Source organism: Candidatus Flexifilum breve, assembly GCF_016713355.1.
In genome coordinates this window covers 127009-146773 of record NZ_JADJPI010000037.1, presented here as the reverse complement: position 1 = coordinate 146773, position 19765 = coordinate 127009, and the positions used below count along the sequence as shown (strand labels likewise).

General features: G+C 60.2%; 17 protein-coding genes. 9 read left to right on the top strand and 8 right to left on the bottom strand.

What is annotated here, in order from left to right; all coding sequences use genetic code 11:
• Nucleotides 1-168: 168 nt before the first annotated feature.
• A complete protein-coding gene (locus IPK17_RS31565; protein WP_343421711.1) occupies nucleotides 169-1122 on the top strand; it encodes a calcium/sodium antiporter in 954 nt (317 codons plus the stop codon).
• 64 nt (nucleotides 1123-1186) lie between these two features.
• On the top strand, nucleotides 1187-2635 hold the full coding sequence (locus tag IPK17_RS31560) for a M1 family metallopeptidase (protein ID WP_343421710.1): 1449 nt from the start codon (nucleotides 1187-1189) through the stop codon (nucleotides 2633-2635).
• 279 nt (nucleotides 2636-2914) lie between these two features.
• Here IPK17_RS31560 and sucD read toward each other — a convergent pair whose 3' ends face one another.
• Together sucD and sucC are read right to left on the bottom strand one after the other, a co-directional pair.
• The gene (gene sucD / locus IPK17_RS31555; protein WP_343421709.1) at nucleotides 2915-3796 is read right to left on the bottom strand and encodes a succinate--CoA ligase subunit alpha; all 882 of its coding nucleotides are present in this window, start codon (nucleotides 3794-3796) and stop codon (nucleotides 2915-2917) included.
• 3 nt (nucleotides 3797-3799) lie between these two features.
• Nucleotides 3800-4945, bottom strand: a complete 1146-nt coding sequence (gene sucC / locus IPK17_RS31550; protein ID WP_343421708.1) for an ADP-forming succinate--CoA ligase subunit beta — start codon at nucleotides 4943-4945, stop codon at nucleotides 3800-3802.
• 251 nt (nucleotides 4946-5196) lie between these two features.
• On the opposite strand from sucC, the gene IPK17_RS31545 reads away from it, so the two are divergent.
• The 5 genes from IPK17_RS31545 (at nucleotide 5197) to IPK17_RS31525 (ending at nucleotide 9881) form a co-directional block, all read left to right on the top strand.
• Nucleotides 5197-7905, top strand: a complete 2709-nt coding sequence (locus IPK17_RS31545) for a hypothetical protein (RefSeq protein ID WP_343421707.1) — start codon at nucleotides 5197-5199, stop codon at nucleotides 7903-7905.
• An 81-nt stretch (nucleotides 7906-7986) separates the two neighbouring features.
• On the top strand, nucleotides 7987-8322 hold the full coding sequence (locus tag IPK17_RS31540) for an FHA domain-containing protein (RefSeq protein ID WP_343421706.1): 336 nt from the start codon (nucleotides 7987-7989) through the stop codon (nucleotides 8320-8322).
• 81 nt (nucleotides 8323-8403) lie between these two features.
• Nucleotides 8404-8892, top strand: a complete 489-nt coding sequence (locus tag IPK17_RS31535) for a MarR family winged helix-turn-helix transcriptional regulator (protein ID WP_343421705.1) — start codon at nucleotides 8404-8406, stop codon at nucleotides 8890-8892.
• A 98-nt stretch (nucleotides 8893-8990) separates the two neighbouring features.
• Complete coding sequence (locus tag IPK17_RS31530) at nucleotides 8991-9491, top strand: YbaK/EbsC family protein (RefSeq protein WP_343421704.1); 501 nt, start codon at nucleotides 8991-8993, stop codon at nucleotides 9489-9491.
• A gap of 27 nt (nucleotides 9492-9518) precedes the next feature.
• The gene (locus IPK17_RS31525) at nucleotides 9519-9881 is read left to right on the top strand and encodes a DUF1304 domain-containing protein (RefSeq protein WP_343421703.1); all 363 of its coding nucleotides are present in this window, start codon (nucleotides 9519-9521) and stop codon (nucleotides 9879-9881) included.
• Nucleotides 9882-9908: 27 nt separating this feature from the next.
• Here the strand turns inward: IPK17_RS31525 and mfd are convergent, their stop codons facing one another.
• The 6 genes from mfd to IPK17_RS31495 all read right to left on the bottom strand — a co-directional run bounded on the left by mfd (nucleotide 9909) and on the right by IPK17_RS31495 (nucleotide 17336).
• Entirely contained in the window at nucleotides 9909-13475 is a 3567-nt protein-coding gene (mfd, locus tag IPK17_RS31520; RefSeq protein ID WP_343421702.1) for a transcription-repair coupling factor, read from the bottom strand.
• Nucleotides 13476-13522: 47 nt separating this feature from the next.
• On the bottom strand, nucleotides 13523-14149 hold the full coding sequence (locus IPK17_RS31515) for a metallophosphoesterase family protein (protein WP_343421701.1): 627 nt from the start codon (nucleotides 14147-14149) through the stop codon (nucleotides 13523-13525).
• Nucleotides 14150-14155: 6 nt separating this feature from the next.
• Complete coding sequence (gene pth / locus IPK17_RS31510) at nucleotides 14156-14782, bottom strand: aminoacyl-tRNA hydrolase (RefSeq protein ID WP_343422581.1); 627 nt, start codon at nucleotides 14780-14782, stop codon at nucleotides 14156-14158.
• Between the two features lie 131 nt (nucleotides 14783-14913).
• The gene (locus IPK17_RS31505; RefSeq protein WP_343421700.1) at nucleotides 14914-15693 is read right to left on the bottom strand and encodes a hypothetical protein; all 780 of its coding nucleotides are present in this window, start codon (nucleotides 15691-15693) and stop codon (nucleotides 14914-14916) included.
• Between the two features lie 6 nt (nucleotides 15694-15699).
• Nucleotides 15700-16764, bottom strand: a complete 1065-nt coding sequence (gene ltaE / locus IPK17_RS31500; protein WP_343421699.1) for a low-specificity L-threonine aldolase — start codon at nucleotides 16762-16764, stop codon at nucleotides 15700-15702.
• Between the two features lie 170 nt (nucleotides 16765-16934).
• On the bottom strand, nucleotides 16935-17336 hold the full coding sequence (locus IPK17_RS31495) for a hypothetical protein (protein WP_343421698.1): 402 nt from the start codon (nucleotides 17334-17336) through the stop codon (nucleotides 16935-16937).
• A gap of 143 nt (nucleotides 17337-17479) precedes the next feature.
• Between IPK17_RS31495 and IPK17_RS31490 the strand changes: the two genes are divergently transcribed.
• Nucleotides 17480-18568, top strand: a complete 1089-nt coding sequence (locus tag IPK17_RS31490) for an ABC transporter ATP-binding protein (protein WP_343421697.1) — start codon at nucleotides 17480-17482, stop codon at nucleotides 18566-18568.
• A 173-nt stretch (nucleotides 18569-18741) separates the two neighbouring features.
• On the top strand, nucleotides 18742-19746 hold the full coding sequence (locus tag IPK17_RS31485; RefSeq protein ID WP_343421696.1) for a LacI family DNA-binding transcriptional regulator: 1005 nt from the start codon (nucleotides 18742-18744) through the stop codon (nucleotides 19744-19746).
• Nucleotides 19747-19765 lie beyond the last annotated feature (19 nt).

Genomic DNA, 19765 nt, shown 5'->3' with positions numbered 1-19765 from the left:
ATTCAAATTATATACAAAGTTCTGACAAATCAAAATGTCAATTGCGACCACAATTGTGAAATCTGAAGAACGTAAATTCACGACCAGCCCGACAACTGACACTCAACGCAGATTGTAATTTTCCTATAATGAGCTATTCCGACTTACTGTTACCTATAGGAAATAACGATGAGTGATGTTGTCCTGTTCATTCTGGGTCTGGCTGCTCTCGTCGTGGGCGGCAATCAGTTCATCAAAGGGGCGGCGCGGGTAGCAACCGCGCTGGGCGTGTCCACGCTGATCATCGGGCTGACCGTCGTCGCGTTGGGCACATCCGCGCCCGAACTCCTTGTCTCACTGCGCGCCGCGACCACCGCCTCCAGCGATATCGCGCTCGGTAATGTGATCGGCTCGAACATCGCGAATATTGGCGTGATCCTCGCCATCAGCGCCTTGATCACGCCGATCAAGCTGGATTGGAGCATCTTCCGGCGCGAAATCCCGTTCGTCATCGGCTTCTCCGTCCTCGTGCTGCTCATGGCGCTCGACGGTGAGTTGGGGCGCGTGGACGGTCTGATTCTCGTGCTCAGCTTCGCCGCCTTCTCGACGTTGATCTACCGGCAGGCCATTCGCGAACGTGCGGAGATCGAACCAGAACTGACCGTCTACGAGCAGGAAGAGCGCCTCACCAAGCGCGCACCGCTCGTTTGGGAGGCGGCGCGTGTGATCGGCGGGCTGCTCGTGCTCGTCGTCGGCGCGCAGTTCCTCGTCGATAGTTCGGTGAACATTGCACGCGCCTTCGGAGTAAGTGATTTAGTGATCGGCATCACGATGGTCGCCGTTGGCACGTCGCTGCCAGAACTCACCATCTGCGTGCTGGCGTCACTCCGGCGCGAGGACGATATTGTGCTTGGCAACGTATTGGGTTCCAATATTTCGAACCTGCTCGTGATTGTCGGCGTGGTTGCGCTCATTCAACCGATCAGCGTGCCGCGCCCAGTGCAGACCTTTGACCTGCCAGTGATGGTCGTGTTTGCCGGTCTGCTGCTGCTGTTCGTGCGCGGACGCACCTTGACCCGCCGAACCGCGCCCGTGTTCCTGCTCGCCTATGCCGCCTTTATCGCGCTCACGCTGGTGCGCTAGTGCAACGAAACGGTGGCTCAATCGTACAGCATGCATGAAAGCCAACTTTACCGAAGAGGACGATATGCGAAAACTGTGGTGGATTCTAATCGTCGTGCTGGCGCTCAATCTGGGAGCGGCGGCAGCACAGGATGTGGTTGGTACGCCGGGCGCGGACGGGATCGGCGACCCGTTCTATCCCCTGCTCGGAGGCGGCGGCTATGACGTGCAGCATTATACACTGGACGTCGATGTCGACATGGAAGCAGAACGGATCGACGCAACGGCCACGCTCGACATCACCGCGCTGCAGGATCTGAGCGCCTTCAACCTGGATCTCTATCGGCTGGACATCAGCAGCATCACCATCAACGGCGAAGCCGCGACCTTTGAGCGTGACGCGCGCGAATTGAACATCACCCTGCCCACCGCGATCGCCGAAGGAGATACCTTCACCGCCGTGATCGAATATGGCGGCGAGCCGAACCCGATTCGCGAGGCGTCGCTCGGCGGCGTAGGCATCGGCTGGAACTTTGAGCGCGACTTCGTCTATACCGCTAGCGAGACCAACGGCTCGGCGACGTGGTATCCGGTCAACGACCACCCCGCCGACAAAGCGACCTATACCTACATCATCACTGTCCCCGCGCCCTACGTCGTCGCGGCGAACGGCGTGCTGCAAGATACTGTCACCGAAGGCGACCAGATCACCTACACGTGGGAAATGGCGCAGCCGATGGCCAGCTATCTGGCGACGGTCAACATCGATCAGTATGAGGTGAACGCGTACGAAGACAACGGCGTGAGCATCCGCAATTACTTCCCCGCCAGCGTCGCTGACAACGCAACGCGTGTCTTCGCAACCCAGGACGAGATGGTCGCGTACTTCAGCGAGATTTTTGGCGAGTACCCGTTCGATCAGTATGGAGCGGTGCTTACTCGCGCGGAGATCGGCTTTGCGCTGGAAACGCAGACCATGTCGCTGTTCGGCGTATACGTCGCGGATGGGAGTCCGCAGGATGCCGAAGAAGTGATCGCGCACGAACTCGCGCATCAGTGGTTCGGCGATTCAGTCTCCCCCGCGAGCTGGAAAGATATCTGGCTGAATGAAGGCTTCGCAACCTACGCCTCGTGGCTGTGGTTTGAACACACCGAGGGGCCGCGGGCTATGGAGCAGATCGCCAGCAACATTATGGGCTATCTGAGCGGCGATTACTTCCGCCAGCAGGGCATGACGGAAGCAGCCATCAGCGACGAATTGGCGCGCATCGCCGCGCCCGGTAAACCGAGCGAAAATGATCTGTTCAACGGCGGCGTGTATGTGCGCGGCGCCATGACGCTGCACGCGCTGCGCCTGACGGTCGGCGACGAAGCGTTCTTCGAGATTTTGCAGACGTACTATGACCGCTTCAAGTACGGCAATGCGACTACGCAGGATTTTGTGGCCGTGGCCGAGGAGATCAGCGGACAGAATCTCGGCGAGCTGTTCGACGCATGGCTGTACGCGCCGGAAACGCCGGAACTGCCGGAGTAAGTAGTTCACAGTTTACAGTAGACAGTTCACAGTAAAAGCAGAGGACGAACCAGTGTTCGTCCTTTTCGTTTGAAAAGTCGGTTATCGAATCAAATTCACGAATAACCGTAGGGGCGCACCTGTGTGTGCGCCCGAAACCGGGCAGACACATCGGTCTGCCCCTACAACTGCAAACCGCTGGTTGGGTTTGATTCGAGAACCTATTTGGCTACGCAGAAAAACAAACAGGGCGCGAATGTGTCGCGCCCTGACTGTGAACGGTCAACTGACAACCGAAAACTAAACGCTCGCCAACGCTTCCGCCATGAGATCGCCGAGCTGCGTCGGGTTCTGCGCCACGCGCACGCCGACCGCGCTCAAGGCTTCCATCTTGGCCTTCGCCGTGCCCTTCGACCCGCTGATGATCGCGCCCGCGTGCCCCATCTTGCGTCCGGGCGGCGCGGTCACACCCGCGATATAGGCGACGACCGGCTTGGTCACGTTGCTCTTGATGAATTCGGCGGCTTCTTCTTCCTGCGACCCGCCGATCTCGCCAATCATGATGATGCCCTTGGTTTCGGGATCAGCCTGGAAGGCGCGCAAGCAGTCGATGAAGCTGGTGCCGGGTACCGGATCGCCGCCGATGCCGACGCACGTCGTCTGGCCGATGCCCTTCTGCGTGAGTTCGAAGATCGACTGGTAGGCCAGCGTCCCGGAGCGGCTGACGATGCCGACCGAACCGGGCATGGCGACGTTAGTCGGCGTGAAGCCGATGTTGCACTTGCCCGCGCTCAGAATGCCGGAGCAGTTCGGCCCCAGCAGGCGCGTGTTCGGATAATCGCGCTTCAGCGTGTTGAAGACTTCGGCCTGCCGATGCATGGTGATGTGTTCGGTCACGCACACGATGAACGGCACGCCGCCCGCCGCCGCTTCGAGGATCGCATCCCCCGCGACCGAGGCCGGAACGATGATGAACGCGGCATTTGCCCCGTCCTGCGCGACCGCATCCGCGACGCTCGCGCGAATCGGGATGCCTTGCACGTCCGTGCCGACCTTCTTCGGGTTGACGCCCGCGACGACCTGCGTGCCGTACGAGCGGTTGAGCAGACCGTAATAGCTGCCCTGCGTGCCGGTCAAACCGACGACGACAACTTTGGTGTTTTCGTCAACGAAAATCGCCATGGTTTAGTTTCCCCCCGCCAGATCTACCGCTTTACGCGCGCCATCGAGCATCGTCTTGGCGATGATCAACCGCCCCGCGCCCTGTTCCGCCAGAATCTGATGTCCCTGATCGGCATTCGTGCCGTCCAGACGCACGACCAGCGGCGCTTTCAGTTCGACGCGGTTCAAGGCTTCGATGATGCCCTTGGCCACTTCTTCACCGCGCGTGACGCCGCCGAAAATGTTGATGAAAATCGCCTTGACGTTGTGATCCGTGTTGATGACGGTGAGCGCGTTCGCCACGACTTCGGCATTCGCGCCGCCGCCGATGTCGAGGAAGTTCGCCGCCGTGCCGCCCACCTGCGTCACCGTGTCGAGCGTGCTCATGGCGAGCCCCGCGCCGTTGGCAATGATGCCGACCGTGCCGCTCAAACCGATGTACTGCAGGCCCTTCTCTTTGGCGAGCTTTTCGCGTTCGTCCAGGACTTCCAGCCCGCGGAATTCATCCCATTCGGGATGCTTGTACGCGGCGCTGTCATCCAGCGAGACCTTCGCGTCGAGCGCGTACACCCGGCCATCCTTGGAGAGGATCAGCGGGTTGATTTCCACCAGATCCGCGTCACCATCGACAAACGCTACGTACAACTTTTGCAGAATGCTCACCGCGCCTTCGACCGCTTCCGCGTCGAGGTTGGCGCGCTTGACCCAGTCGCGCACAACGGCTTCGCTCAAGCCTTCCACCGGATTGATGTGCAGCGTGGCGATATCCGCCGGGTTGGCCGCCGCCACCGCTTCGATGTCGATGCCACCCTTGGCGGACAGCATGCCCAGATACTTCTTGGCGCTGCGATCCAGCGTGAACGAGGCGTAGTATTCCTTGGCGATATCCGACGCGCTTTCGACCCACACGCGGCGCACGACGTGCCCCTTGATGTCCATGCCGAGGATGTTACCCCCATGGAAGCGCGCTTCATCGGCATTGTTGGCGATCTTGATGCCGCCAGCCTTACCACGTCCACCGACCTGCACCTGAGCCTTAATGACCACCGGATAACCAGTGCGATCAGCCACTGCGACCGCAGCCTCGACGGTATCGGCAGGTTCCCCGGAAGGAACAGGAATGCCAAAGCGGGCAAAGTACTGTTTGCCCTGATATTCGAACAAGTCCAATGGACGCCTCCTAATAAGCGGTTTGCGATTAGCCTTTCGTGCTTAGCAATGCTGGCACAGCCCACAGCTCGTCGCGCTAACGTGAAAAGAGAGTGACCATGATTATGACCCGTCGTGAAATCTTTCGCAAAACAACGAAAGTTCGCTCAAGGGAAAGCATAAGTAAAACATCTGTAAATTCGCTGAAAACGGTTGCGCCGCCTGACCGGGTGCGCTACCTTTATTGCGCTATGTTTCACAGACGATCTTTTGTGCTGCTGGCGACGGTGATCTTATTGACCGCCGCTGGACTGCGCCTCTCCGATTTACACAACTACCCGCCGGGTCCCCATTACGACGAAGCGGTGTATTTCATCGTGTCTCGCAATATCGCCTTCGCGGGCGCGCGCTTCTTTCCGATGGTTGAAGCATATCAGGGTCGCGAAGTCCTGTACATGTACCTCAACGCGCCGTTTTTGCAGCTCATCCACGACGACATCTTCACGCTGCACATGGTCAGCGCCTTCTGCAACCTGATCACCGTCGCGGCGACCATCGCGCTCGGGCGGCTGATGTTTCGCGGGCGGCGCGGCTGGATCATCGGCCTGACGCTAGGCGCGCTGATCGCCCTCAACTTCCCGCAAATCTGGCTGGCGCGGCAGGCGTTCCGCGCGGTGACGCTCCCCTTCATGCAGGCGATCGCGCTGGCATTTCTGTGGCGTGGGTTGACCGTCAAGCGGCGCGACTGGCTGTGGCTGCTGATCGGCGGTTTCCTCGCGGGCGCGACCGTCTACACCTACAACTCGTCGCGCCTGTTTCCGCTCTGGCTCGGTCTTGCAGGCATCGCGCTGCTCATCTTCGACCGGGCGCGCTGGCGGCTGCGCCTGCGGCAAGGGCTGATTTTCTTCGGCATGCTGATTGTGGTGGCCGCGCCGATGGCGCTCTACGCCGTGCAGCGTCCCGATGTCTTCTTCGGGCGATTGGCGGAAGTCACGCAGGCGGATCAATCCGTGTCGCTCGGCGAAAGTATATTGCTCCACGCCAAGATGTTCTTCATCGATGGCGACCCGTACCTCCGCTACAACATCCCTCATCGACCCTACTTCACGCTGCCCGAAGGCCTGCTGCTGCTCATCGGGATTGGAGTCGCTTGTGTGCGCTTGCTGCGCCGCGGCGATCCGCTCGAACGCACGGCCTACGCGCTGGCGATCCTCTCCCCGCTGATGATCATCCCCTCGGTGATTTCCGTCGGTGGGCTGCCGCCAAGCCACATGCGCTCGCTCGGCATGATCCCGTTGATCTTTGTGCTGGTCGCCGTGGGGTTTGAGTGGGTATACAGCCTAGTGGTTCACTTTTGGGGAACGCGAAGCATCGCGACTCCCCCTCGCCCCTGGGAGAGGGGGTTGGGGGGTGAGGTTGCATTCAAGGCATTTGTCCCTCTTTTGCTCACCACCCTAATGCTTGGGGGCTTGCTCGTTGGCCAAACGTACTTCGCGTGGGCGAGCCGCGCCGATGTGTACTACGCCACTGACGCCGATCTCTCCGCCGCGGCGCAATGGCTGGTCGCGCACCATACCGATGAGATCGTTTACATCGCCGCGCAGGATAAGGGCCACCCCACCGCCATGATCGAGCCGCTGCCGCCGGTGACATGGCTGGGTACTGATCTGCTGTTTCGTCCGCCGCTGGATCAAACCGGGCTCTATATCTTCCCGCGCTCTGCCCCGCCGCCGGACAGTTGGCGCGCGTGGCTCGAACCAGGCGCAATTGCCGATCTGCCCCTTGGCCCGGATGGACGCAGCGCCTTTGAAGCCTTTCGCATCAGGGGTGATTTGCCGCTGCCCACGGTGATCCCGGCGCACGCGGAAAACCCCTACCTGCGGCTGATCGGCATGGACGCGCCGAGCATTGAGTCGGGGACCAGCGGCGAGATCCAGCTGCAGTGGGAAGTCATCACCCCGCCGCCAGTCGGCGACTATACGCCGCTTGTGCAGTTGGAAGACGCGCAAGGCAACCTGCTGTCACGCTCCGAGCCCTATATGACGCTCACCAATGAATGGCGCCCCGGCGAAACGCTGATTCAGCGTGTGCCGATCAGCGTGCCAGCCGCGACCCCGCCGGGCGAATACCCGATTCGGGTTGCCTGGGTCGGGCGCAGCAGTAATGAGTACTCCACCTACACTGGCTCTGGGCTGTGGACGGAAGTTGGTGTAATATCAGTATTACGAACAAGTGTATTTAATGAAATAAATGATATTCTCATAAAGCACTCATTTACTATATCTGGCGATCTTTCAATACTTGGTTATAATCTTAGTAATTACATCTATCGACCGGGGGAGTCGATTCCTGTAACGCTATACTGGGCTTCTAGCACGCAGGGGTTACATGCTGTGAATGTCACGGCAGAACTCGACAACAGACGGCTCGATGAATGGATGCCATTTGCCGGCTACGAATGGGCAGCCGGTGAAACCCTCGCAGAACGGCGGCGCTTCGTGATTCCGCAGGACACCCCAGCCGGTGAGTATTCCCTAACGCTCAATGGAGAGCTAATCGCGACCCTCACCATTGCTGGCATTCCCCGCGTCTTCGACATCCCAACCGTGGCCACTCCCGTCAATGCTGTTTTCGGCGATCAACTGGAGTTGATTGGCTATACGTCACATCGTGATGGAGACATACTATTTATAGAAATAAATTGGTATTCCGTTGACGTTATTCAAGATAGCTATAAATTCTTTATTCATGTTCTCGATAATTCTGGTATGATACAATCACAAATTGATACAATTCCACTTGAAAATACCTACCCCACGAACTTGTGGGCTGAGGGAGAAGTGGTCACTGAACGGTATCAATTAACACTCACACCGGCATCACGCACCATTCGACTTGGCGTGTATGACCCGGACACCGGACAACGTTTATCAATGGACGTTAACGGATCAGTTGATTACTTCGAATTCCCCATTGACTGATTTATGAGTTATTTATTAAAATGAATAACTTCAGTTGCAAGTGATTATTAAATGTGTGGTTAAATCATACAGAGTGAGACCGTGTCCCAACTCGTAGTGCGCGTAGCAAACAGCGAAAACGCTGTCATCAGCATCGATCCCCCAGCAGCGGAAGGATACGTTATCGGACGTTCTGACGAGGCCAGCAGCTATGTACCCGACATCGACCTTGTTCAATATGATGCCCGCGAAAAAGGGGTTTCGCGACGTCATTCGGCGCTCGTCCGCTTTCAGGGGGCAACCTGTGTTATCGACCTGAACAGTGTGAACGGCACATTCGTTGATGGTAAACGCCTGGCTCCTGATTCCCCGCACCCCATCGGGCGATCCTGCAATGTCACGCTCGGCACGCTTACCTTGAGTATTTCCAATACCTGAAGGTCCCGGACTTTACGAATTTCGTAAGATCCGCTATCATTATCCGTACGGTTGGCAGAAAGTAAAGCCAGAATGAGCAACATGTTGCAAAGTTCACTGAGATTTAATGGCTCCGTGTGGTGCAATCTCGATATTGCCCTGCGGAACCTCGACCAATTGTTTGGGCGGGCAATTCAACCGCTCGGCCTCACAATTATCGAATGGTATATTCTCCGCGCGTTGTATGAACGCGACGGTCAACACGCGTCGGAACTCGCGCGCGCGGTCGGCAGAGCGGCTACTTCCTTCACGCCGAACCTCGACAAGCTCCAGCAGAAGGGCTTCATCGAACGCCGTCCCGATCCGACGGATCGTCGCGCCGTGCACATCTACCTGACGTCGCTTGCCGAGCAGCATCGCGAAGAAGTGCTTAACAGCGCGCGTCTGGTCGACCAGCAGATTCGCAAGATGTTCAGCGACGAGGAATTCGAAACGTTCCAGAGCATTGTCGCCTACTTGCAGACGCTGGAACCGGACTATTCGGACAACAGCGCCGACTACAAGAACGGTCACGCCGACCGCCGCGGCTAATCCAATCGCTTGAGTCACATCAAGCGCGGCACACCCCCGTTGTAAATTGCACATCAGCGCGGGATAATGTGCCGCGTTTTGATTCTCGGAGATGACTTATGCAGCCTATGACGCCCGAAGACGTGCAAGCCGTCCTCGACCGCCACCAGTTCAATGTGCAGATCACCTTTTTTGACACCACCACGGCCACTTCGCAGCAGGCCGCCGACAACATCGGTTGTGATGTCGCGCAGATCGTCAAGTCGATCTGCTTCATCGCGGGTGAACAGCCCGTCATCGTGCTGACGAGCGGCGCGCAACGCGTCGACGACCGCAAGATCGCGGCGCTGTTCGGCATCGGGCGCAAGCAGGTCCGCGCCGCCAAGCCCGAGGAATGCGTCGACGTGTTCGGCTACGCGCCGGGGAGTGTGCCCCCCTTCCCCCACCGCACACCGGGGATCATCGTCTACATCGATCAGACGCTGCAAAACTACCCCATGCTGTATGCCGCGGGTGGCGCGCATAACGCCATCTTCCCGGTGACGCTGGCGCAGCTCGTCGCCGTCACCAACGGCATGATCACCGATGTGATCAAGGATGCCACCGTACCCTCCGCTTAAATCCCTAACCGACTGATAGGAGTTTGCATGGACGTCATTGCGAAAATTCTGGTGGGGTTGGTCGCGCTCGAACACGTCTACATCCTGTACATGGAGATGTTCGCATGGGCAACGCCGCGCGTCCGCAAGAGCTTTGGCACGACCGAAGCATTCGCACAGGAGACCAAGACGCTGGCGGCCAATCAGGGGCTCTACAATGGCTTTCTCGCCGCCGGTCTGATCTGGGGGCTGCTGCATCCCGACGCGGCGGTCGGCGAACAGGTGCAAATCTTTTTTCTGGCGTGCGTCCTCGTTGCGGGCATTTACGGGGGTATCAGCGTGAAGCGCCGCATCCTCTACGTGCAGGCGCTGCCCGCGCTCATCGCGCTCATCGTCGTGCTGCTGACGTAACCCGAAGTCAAGGGCGCGGCAGTAAATTTACGCCCCAACCGCCGCGCGGACGTGCTGCGCGAGGTAGCTCAACACCTCGATCAGCCGATCCCGCCACGCGGTTCCTTCCTGTGCGGGATCGAGTATCAGCTCGACCGCGGTGCGTGTGACTGCTGTATCGTCACCCAGTTCGCGCGCCAGTTGCTCGCGGTTGACCTCGACCAGATAGGGCAAGCGGATCTCGATCTTCGCGTCGCGGTTCAGCACGTGGGTCGCATTCGCCGCCTGCGCCAGAGTCTTGACCTCGATCTGGAACAGCAGCCCTTCCACCGCCGCGGGCAGTTCGCCGAAGCGGTCGCGCAGTTCCCCGCGCATGGACTCGACGTCTTCGACCTTCGACAGCCCGCCGATGCGGCGGTACATCTGCAGGCGCAGCGACAGCTCAGGGATGTAATCGGTCGGTAAGTAGGCAGGCATCGGCAGGTCGATGATGATGCTGTTCTCGCTGATGATCGGCGCGGTTGGCGTGGTCTTCGCGCCGTCTACTTTTTCGCCCTTGAGTTCGCGCACCGCCGAGGCCAGCATCTGCGTGTACAAGTTCAAGCCGATGGCGGCGACATGCCCCGTCTGCCGCGTGCTGAGGATATCCCCTGCCCCACGCAGTTCAAGGTCACGCATGGCGATCTGGTAGCCGCTGCCGAGGTCAGTGTACTCGCGCAGCGTTTCGAGGCGGGCGCGCGTCTCTTCCGTCAAGCGGTTCGCCGTCGGATGGAAGAAGTAGGCGTACGCCTGCTGCGCGCTGCGACCCACCCGCCCGCGGATCTGGTACAACTGCGCCAAGCCGAACAGATCAGCGCGGTCGACGATCAGCGTGTTCGCGTTGGGGATGTCCAGCCCGCTCTCGATGATCGCTGTAGAGAGCAGAATATCGTACTCCCCGTTGGCATACGCTTCCATGACGCGCTCTAGAATGCGCCCATCCATCTGCCCGTGACCGATCACGATGCGCGCTTCCGGCACAATCTTTTCGAGGCGTTCGCGCAGCACATCGATGGTGTTAATACGGTTGTGCACGACGAACACCTGCCCGCCGCGCTCCATCTCGCGGATCACCGCCTGCCGCACCAAGCGGTCATCAAAGACGCCGACATGCGTGATCACCGGCAGACGATCTTCGGGCGGCGTCTGGATCATGCTGATGTCGCGCACCCCGGTCAGCCCCATGTAGAGCGTGCGCGGGATGGGCGTGGCGGTCAGCGTGAGAATATCGACTTGCGTGCGCAGCTTCTTGAAGTGTTCCTTGTGCTTAACGCCGAAGCGCTGCTCCTCGTCGATGATCACCAAGCCGAGGTTCTTGAGCTGCACATCATCCTGAATGATGCGGTGTGTGCCGACGAGAATGTCGATCTCGCCCTTTTCGAGCTGCTTGATTGCGCGATCCTGCTCCGGCTTGGTACGGAAGCGCGAGAGCATCTCCACTTTGATCGGGAAGGCCGCCAATCGTTGGCTGAACGTCTCATAGTGCTGCTGCGCGAGGATGGTCGTCGGCACGAGCACGGCGACCTGCTTGCCATCGTTGACCGCCTTGAACGCGGCGCGTAACGCAACTTCCGTCTTACCGTAGCCAACGTCGCCGCAGATCAGGCGATCCATCGGGTGGGGCTTTTCCATGTCGTTTTTCACATCGACCACGGCGCGGAGTTGATCCTCGGTCTCCACGTAGGGGAACGACGCTTCGAGTTCGTGCTGCCACGGCGTATCCGGGCTAAACGGGTGACCGGGGGCGCTGGCCCGCGCGGCGTACAGGCCGAGCAGTTCGCGCGCTTCTTCCTCAACGGCCTTCTTCGCCTTGCTCTTGATGCGAATCCAGTCCTGCTGGCCGAGCTTGTTGAGCGTTGGCGGCTTGTCATCCGGCCCAACATAGCGCGACAGCCGATCCGCCTGATGGATGGGCACAAACAGCGTATCCGTGCCGCCATACTCGATCAGCAGGTATTCGCGCTCCACCCCTTCGAGCGTGCGGCGGCGCATGCCGACGAACTTGCCCACGCCGTAATCGATGTGCACGACGTAATCGCCTTCGTGCATGTCCGCATAGGCGAGTTCCGGCGTCTTGGCACGGCGCACGACTTTGCGGCGGCGCGGTTCTGGGCGGCTCCAACCGAACACCTCGGCATCAGTGAACAGGTGTAGGTCGCCATCGGCGGTGCGCAAGCGCCAGCCTTCCTGCAGAGCCCCTTCGACAAACGTGACCGTACGCTTGTCCGGCGGCTCGATCAGCGCGGTCGTCTTGGCCAGCGCCGCCGATTCCTGCTCCTGCCACAGTTCGGTCATGCGCGCGGCCTGCATCGTCACGGCGACGACGCGGTCGCCATCGTTGCGCAGCTTGCGGAGCTGCGTCAGCATGGCTTTCAACTGCCCGCCGAAGCGCGTCTCCGGCGCGATGATGCCTTCGAACAATTCCGGCGTGTCGTCGTCTTCGGCGTGACCGAGATAGACCACATGATGATCGCGGATGGCCGTTTCGAGCATCTCCCACGCGATGTACGGCTGCGGGTAGTCGGGCGGCAGCACCTGCGCGTTGATCTTCTCGGCGCGGTCTTTGACGGCCTGTTCTTCGATGCTCGTCACCACGTCGCGCAGTTCACCGCCATCATCCACGAGGATGAGCGCGTTATCCGGCGCGTAGTCGAGCAGGCTCACCGGGTTGCCGTACAGGTACGGCAGATAGGTTTCGAGGAAGGGGAAGGCCGACCCCATCGAGAGCGGATCGCGATCGGCGAGGGTGCTCGTCGCGTCGCCTTCGGGGTCGGGCAGTGCGTCAAACCACGCGCTGAGCGTGGTCGCGAGCGGCGGCGTGTGTTCCGGCAGGGCTTCGCGGCTCGGTGTGATCGTGATCTGCTTGATCTTCTCGGTCGAACGCTGGGTCGACGGATCGAAGAAGCGCAGGCTGTCGATCTCGTCGCCGAAGAACTCCACGCGCACCGGGCGGTCGAGCGTCAGCGGGTAAATGTCGAGGATGCCGCCGCGCCGTGAGAACGTCCCCGGCTCAATGACCATCGTTGTGCCTTCATAGCCGATCTTCTGCCAGCGATCCAGCAGTTTGCCGATATCCCAGCGGTCGCCGACTTTGAGCGTGAGTGAGGCGCGGCGGAAGGTGTTCACGGGCAGGGTGCGCTGCATCAACGCGCGCGCTGACGTCACGACCAGTGGATGCTGTTCGACCACCGCATCATCCGCCAGCGCAGAGAGCGTTTGCAGGCGGTTGCGCAGCGCCGATTCACCCCACGGCGCGCGTTCGTAGAACGGCGAGGCCGGTTCGGCAAAGCGAAAGATCGGCGCGTCGTCGCCCAACCACACCGGGAACTGCTCGGTGACGTTGTAGGCGCGGTCGATGCGCGCGGTCAGGTAGACGACCGGCGCGCCCCAATCACGGGCTAAGGCCGCGGCGATGAACGGTCGCGCCGAACGCAGCGCCCCGAGCACGGCGGGCGTTTTGCCGGTTTGACGCAAATCAGCGAGCAGCGCCTTATACGCAGGGGCTGTCCGTAACAGATCCAGCAAGCCAGAAAGCTGCATATTCGATTTATCCGCTGACATGTTCGTTTCGACCATTCTAGCGTCCGCGCCGTGTGGGACGAATGAGAAGTTAAAGAGGATTGCTAAAACTGGATGCGCGCACAGGGGTAAACTTCCGCCGTGAGCAGGTGATAAACGGTGAACTCCAACGTGGGCAGCGTGAGCACCGCGCATGTGCCGCTCCCCCGCGACGGATTGACCGAACCGGGATTGACGATGGTGACGCCCGCCCCCTGCGCGAACATTGGTTCATGGGTGTGGCCGAGCACCATGACATCCGCCTCAGCTTCATGTGCCACCCGCTGAAAAATGTGACGTGGGCCGTCCGGATACACGTAGTTCATGTTCCCCCACGGCGCGCCATGCGCGATGAGCACACGCTGATCTTCAACCTCGAAGGCCAACGACTGCGGAAGCCGTTCCAGATACTCGAAGCTCTCTTCGGTCAGGTCATCCCGCCGTCGATCTGGCGCGTACAGGCGGCGGTAGTGTTCGCTGCCCGGCTCAACCGCCCATTCATCATGATTCCCTTGCACACAGGGGATCTGCCGCTCACTGAAATAGCGCACGACGCCCGCACCCGCCGTACGCCCATCGATCAGGTCGCCCGCGCACACCAGCTTATCGACCGCATGGGCTTGCAGCAGCGCCAGCGCGCGGTGCAAGCCAGCTAGGTCGGCGTGAATGTCAGAGAGCAGCCCGAGTTTCATGGCAGCTCAGGTCGTTGGTGGGGTTTCTGGCGCAGGCTCGGTGGGTTTCTCTTTTTTCGGCTTTGGTTCACCCGTGCCATTGTAGCGATTCATGGCGATGTCAACCCCGTCGGTCAGCCACACTTCGACCGCCAGCACGGCGCGATCCGCAACTTCTGCCGCGAGGATATCGTCATCGCCTTTGAACGGTGCGAGGACGTAGTCGGCGGCGTGCATCTTGCCGGGTGGTCGCCCGATGCCGAAGCGCACCCGGTTGATCACCTGATTGCCCATGCGCTGCAAGATGTGCTTCAGACCGTTCTGCCCGCCGGAACTGCCCATTTTGCGAATGCGCAGCGTGCCGAGCGGCAGATCGAGATCGTCAGCAATGACGAGGAGCTGCGTCGCCGGGATTTTGTAGAAGTGCGCCAGCGGCTGCACCGCGTCCCCGCTCAGGTTCATGTAGGTGAGCGGCTTGGCCAGCAGCACCTTCTTGCCGAGGATCGTCCCGCTCCCGGTCAGCGCCTTGTGTTCGGTCTTGCCGAAGGTGATGCCGTGCTTGGCCGCCAACCGATCCAGCACGCGCCAGCCAACGTTATGGCGCGTATTTTCATATTGCTTACCGGGATTGCCTAACCCGACGATCAAGTAAATTTCCGACACGAGCCTACCTCAAGCTAAAAACCAAGATTCAACGCAAAGGCGCAAAGGCACTAAGGCGCAAAGAATTATACCATTAACCCTTTGCGTCTCCGCGTCTTTGCGCCTTTGCGTTGAGTTTTTTCTCAGACGCCGAAATACGGCACGAGCAGCAGCACGACGTTAACGACGATCTGGCACAGCCACGCGGCGGCCAGACCGTTGCGGTCGCGTACGTAGCTGTAGATCATGTTCATGAGCACCAGTGCCGTGCCGATCAGAATCGCGATCACCGGGTAGCGCCCCACGTCGAGCATGGGAAAAAACAACAGAATCGACCAGACACTCGCCAGCGCCCCGGTCACGACGAACGGCTGACGCGCTTGCAGCAGATTGCGAAAGAACAGCGTTTCCGCCAGCGGCATGACGAAGATCAGGAAGGCCGCGACCGCGCCCACTGACAAGTTGCGTACGTCTCCGGCAATGCCCGTCTGGAACATCAGGCGGACGGTGGTTGTCAGGGTGCTGCCGCCGACCAGCAGGAGCGGCGCGGCGACGATCAGCCCGAAGATCGCGCCCCACGCGAGATCCTCGATCTTCTCCTGCGCAATCCGTTCGCCCGAGCCCAACAGCCACGAGAGCACACCAAACAGGGCCATCGCGCCCCAGCCGATCACATAGCGCAGATCGCCTTGCAGCGGAATGAGCGGCGTCAGGCCGATGATCAACGCCAGCGCGAGCAGATAGCCGAACGTCGGGTCGTTGTTCGTCGTGCGGTAGCGCGGCGTTTCATCCTCGTCATCGGCATCCGCCTCGTACACGTCGGTTTCATCGTCAATGACTTCATCGTCATCCACGGCGAGCGGCTGCACGACGAGGTCGTCATCCTCAAATTCGGGATCATCCCGCTTGGGCATATCAAACATGCTGGGTTAGTCCGCCGCCGAATAGGCCGGCGCGAGCACCGTGCGCACCGCGTCCAGCACGCGCGTGACGTGTTCCGCCTTGAACCAGTAGTGCGTCACCGCGCGCAGCAAACCGGGATCGCCGGGGTACGGCGTGATCAGAATGCCATACTCGTCTTTCAGGCGGGCGGAAAGCGCTTCAGCGCTGATCGGCGCGCTTGGCTTAACCCGGAAGAAGATCATGTTCGTGCGCACCATGCTCAGATCAATCTGGATGTCGGGCAGAGCCGCCAAGCCTTCGGCGAGCGCCCGCGCGTTCGCGTGATCTTCGTGCAGGCGCTGGCTCATGTCATGCAGCGCGATCAAGCCCGCCGCCGCGATGATGCCCGCCTGCCGCATGCCCCCGCCGAAACTCTTGCGGATGTGATGCGCGCGCTTGATGAAGGCTTTCGACCCGACGATCACCGAACCGACGGGCGCGCACAGCCCTTTCGACAGGCAGATCGACACGCTGTCCGCGCCCGCGGTGAGGTCTTTCACGTCGAGATTGAGCGCTGCCGCTGCGTTGAAGATGCGCGCACCGTCAATGTGCAGCTTAAGGTTGTGCTCCCGCGCAATTTCCGCGACGCTGTCGGTGTATGCTTTCGAGAGCGGCGCGCCGGAGACGCCCGCCGTATTTTCGAGGCAAATCAGCCGCGTGATCGGGTAATGCACATTGTCGCCGCGAATCGCGTGGCGGATCTGGTCGAGATCCATCATGCCGTCCCGATCAATCGGGAGCGTGTTCGGCTGCACGCCGCCATACATCGCCGCGCCGCCAACCTCATAGCGGAAGATATGCGCGTCTTTGGAGAGAATCATCTCATCGCCGCGCTGACAGTGCGCCAGCACCGACGTCAAATTGCCCATCGTGCCGCTGGCTACAAACAAGCCCGCTTCTTTGCCAAACATGGCGGCGGCGTCCGCTTGCAGTTGGTTGACCGTTGGGTCCTCGCCATACACATCATCCCCCACCTCGGCGTTCGCCATCGCCAAACGCATTTCCGGGGTGGGCACAGTTACCGTGTCGCTGCGTAAGTCAATCATGTCCATGTGGATCATCCCTCCATCGTCGTCAGAATCGTAGTCGGCAAACGAGGCGATTGCAAGAGACTCTCGGCGCATGGACTTAGATCGGCGGGGCCTCCGACCAACCGCAGCAAAAAGGGGCAGCCCCCAAGTCTGCCCCGGTAAACCTGGACCCCAACAGGGGTGAGTGCGCCTTACTGTTTCACCAGCCACGCGCGCGCTTCTTCAAGGTCGCTGAAGATCGCCACGCGCACGCCGAGGTTGTAGAAAATTTCGACAATTTCCTGCATACCCGCCCGACCAATCGCGCTTTCCGGCACGACCATCGCCCAATACTGCCAGCCCGCCGCCGCCGCGCGCGGCCCCCAACTGGTCAGCGTGAATTCAACCGCTTCCGGGGTCACATTGACATATTTACGGTCGTCGGACAGCCATTTGTGCGCCCCGTTCGCCTGCAGGCTCTCCAGCCCGGTTTCGAGGATCGTGCGCAGTTCCGCCGGGGGCAGATCCTGCAAGATCGTATGATAGATGTAGCGCGCCTCCGTCTCGTACTGGACCGTCGCCCACTCGGTTTTCAGGAGCATCTGCAAGACCATATGTCAGTTCCACCCAAGAACCACATTATCATTATTAAGCACATTATAAATCTACCCGAGTATACAAACGTATGAGATTCGCGCCGACGGTTGTCATGCTGCGGTAGAATAGCGACGTAGTACCAACCAACCGAGGCTAGCTTATGACCGTCATCACCTTACAGCATGTCAGCAAGACCTTTACGCAGGACGTGGAAGGAGCGGCGCGCCCGGTCGTCGCCGTGGATGATGTGTCGCTCAAAATTGGCAGCGGTGATGTGCTCGCCATCCTCGGCCCGTCCGGCTGTGGCAAGTCGACGCTGCTGCGGCTCGTCGCCGGGCTGGAAAAGCCGGATCACGGCGCGGTGCTGTACGACAACGTCGATCTGCGCGAGATCGAGCCGTTTCAGCGCGGGATCGGCATGGTGTTTCAAGAAGGCGCGCTCATGCCCCACTGGGAAGCCGAAAAGTCGGTCGGTTTCTTCATGTGGCTGCGCAAACGCGAACACGAAGTGCCTGCGCGCGTGCAGCGCATCTCGCAGATCACCGGGGTCGGCCTCGAAAAATTGATGGAACGCATGCCGCGTCAACTGTCCGGCGGTGAGCGGCAGCGCGTCGCCATCGCCCGCGCATTGACCCGCGATCCGCGCGTGTTCCTGTTCGACGAACCGTTCTCCAGCCTTGACGCCAAACTGCGCGCGCAAGCCCGCGTCGAACTCAAGCGGTTGCTGCAGGAATTCCCCGTCACCTCGATCTATGTGACGCACGACCAGCAGGAAGCGATCACGCTGTCGACTAAGATCGCGATTATGCGGGCGGGGCAAATTGAGCAGGTCGGCACCTACCACTATTTGTACGACAACCCGATCAACCTGTTTGTGGCGACGTTTATGGGCGTGCCCACCATCAACCTGTTTGAAGGCGTGGTGCATGGCCACGTCTGGCAGGGCGAACTCTTCGGCGGCTACCCTGTGCGCGGCGATTTAGCCGATGGCACGCGCGTGATCGTCGGACTGCGTCCCGAAGCCCTCCAGCTCAGCACCGACGACGCCGACTTTCCGGGACGCGTCGAGAGCGTGACGCCCTATTTCGCCGAAAAGCATCTGCTGCTGGAAGTGCGCAACGGCGGCGATGTGTGGCGCATGCACGCCCCGCTCACGGCGACCCTCAAGCCGGGCGATGTGATCCGCGCGCGGTTTGAGGCTGACGCGCTGCACTTCTTCGATGCGGAGACCGGCGTGCGCATCGGCTAGACGTTTTGACATTTCAGGGAAAGCCGTTTAAATTTATTGAAAACGATTACTGTCCGCTGGGGCTGACCACGGCGGGAATATTGCTTTAGTTCGAACCATAGCAGCACCGTCGCCTCCTCATCAACCCTGTGGCTTCAAGATATTGATGCTTTTATTTACGAGGCAAACCGACCATGGCAACCATCAAACAGGTAGCGGATCACGCAAAGGTCTCTGTTGCCACCGTATCGCGGGTGGTCAATAACACCGGCTACGTCAGCGCGGATTTGCGCGAACGGGTCGAAAAAGCGATGAACGCGCTCAACTACAAACCGAGCGCGCTCGCCCGCTCACTCCGGCGGCAGGAAACGCTCACCATCGGCGTCATGCTCCCCCAATTGAACCAACCTTTTTTCAGCACGCTGGCCTTCGCCATCGAAAAAACCCTATTTGCCAACGATTACAAAACTCTGATTTGCAGCTCGGAGGAAGAGAGCGACAAAGAGGCGGCCTACGTCGATATGCTGCTGCGGCAGCGCGTTGACGGCGTAATCATCGTGCCGATTGGCAGCAGCACGGACAACATGAACCGCCTGATCAATGGGCTGGTGCCCGCCGTGCTGGTCGACCGGGACATTCCCGGCGTCCCCGTCAACCGCGTGCTGTGCGACAACGTCGACGGCGGCAGGCAAGCGATCCGGCATCTGCTCGAACTCGGGCACCGCCGCATCGCGATCATCGGTGGCCCCGGTCACAGCAAGGCGATTGATGAACGCATTCGCGGCATCCAACTCGGCTATCAGGAGTTCGGCCTCCCCTACTCCGACGCAAATTTCATCATGAGCGAGTTCAAAGAGTTCGACAACGGGTATCAGGTGGGCAAGCAGCTCCTCAGCGCGCCCGACCGCCCGACGGCGATCTTCGCGCTCACCGACGTGACCGCCGTCGGCGTGCTGCATGCCGCCGCCGAATGCAAACTCGCCCTCCCCGGCGATCTCTCGGTCGTCGGCTTTGACGATATTCCGTTGGCGGCGCACAGCATCCCCGGGCTGACCACCGTCGCCCAACCGATCTATGAGATGGGCGCGACCGCCGCGCAGCTCCTGCTGGCACACCTGCACAGCGACGAACCGGTCGAGCAGACGGTCACCCTCCCCACCCAGTTGATCGTGCGCAACTCTACGGCGCGAGCGCGTTAGGATCGGTTCCACCGCACTG

Coding starts and splice junctions, on each gene's coding strand:
- IPK17_RS31565 (WP_343421711.1), top strand. CDS start 169: ATGAGTGATGTTGTCCTGTTCATTCTGGGTCTGGCTGCTCTCGTCGTG.
- IPK17_RS31560 (WP_343421710.1), top strand. CDS start 1,187: ATGCGAAAACTGTGGTGGATTCTAATCGTCGTGCTGGCGCTCAATCTG.
- sucD (WP_343421709.1), bottom strand. CDS start 3,796: ATGGCGATTTTCGTTGACGAAAACACCAAAGTTGTCGTCGTCGGTTTG.
- IPK17_RS31535 (WP_343421705.1), top strand. CDS start 8,404: ATGTTGCAAAGTTCACTGAGATTTAATGGCTCCGTGTGGTGCAATCTC.
- IPK17_RS31530 (WP_343421704.1), top strand. CDS start 8,991: ATGCAGCCTATGACGCCCGAAGACGTGCAAGCCGTCCTCGACCGCCAC.
- IPK17_RS31525 (WP_343421703.1), top strand. CDS start 9,519: ATGGACGTCATTGCGAAAATTCTGGTGGGGTTGGTCGCGCTCGAACAC.
- mfd (WP_343421702.1), bottom strand. CDS start 13,475: ATGGTCGAAACGAACATGTCAGCGGATAAATCGAATATGCAGCTTTCT.
- IPK17_RS31515 (WP_343421701.1), bottom strand. CDS start 14,149: ATGAAACTCGGGCTGCTCTCTGACATTCACGCCGACCTAGCTGGCTTG.
- IPK17_RS31505 (WP_343421700.1), bottom strand. CDS start 15,693: ATGTTTGATATGCCCAAGCGGGATGATCCCGAATTTGAGGATGACGAC.
- ltaE (WP_343421699.1), bottom strand. CDS start 16,764: ATGGACATGATTGACTTACGCAGCGACACGGTAACTGTGCCCACCCCG.
- IPK17_RS31495 (WP_343421698.1), bottom strand. CDS start 17,336: ATGGTCTTGCAGATGCTCCTGAAAACCGAGTGGGCGACGGTCCAGTAC.
- IPK17_RS31490 (WP_343421697.1), top strand. CDS start 17,480: ATGACCGTCATCACCTTACAGCATGTCAGCAAGACCTTTACGCAGGAC.
- IPK17_RS31485 (WP_343421696.1), top strand. CDS start 18,742: ATGGCAACCATCAAACAGGTAGCGGATCACGCAAAGGTCTCTGTTGCC.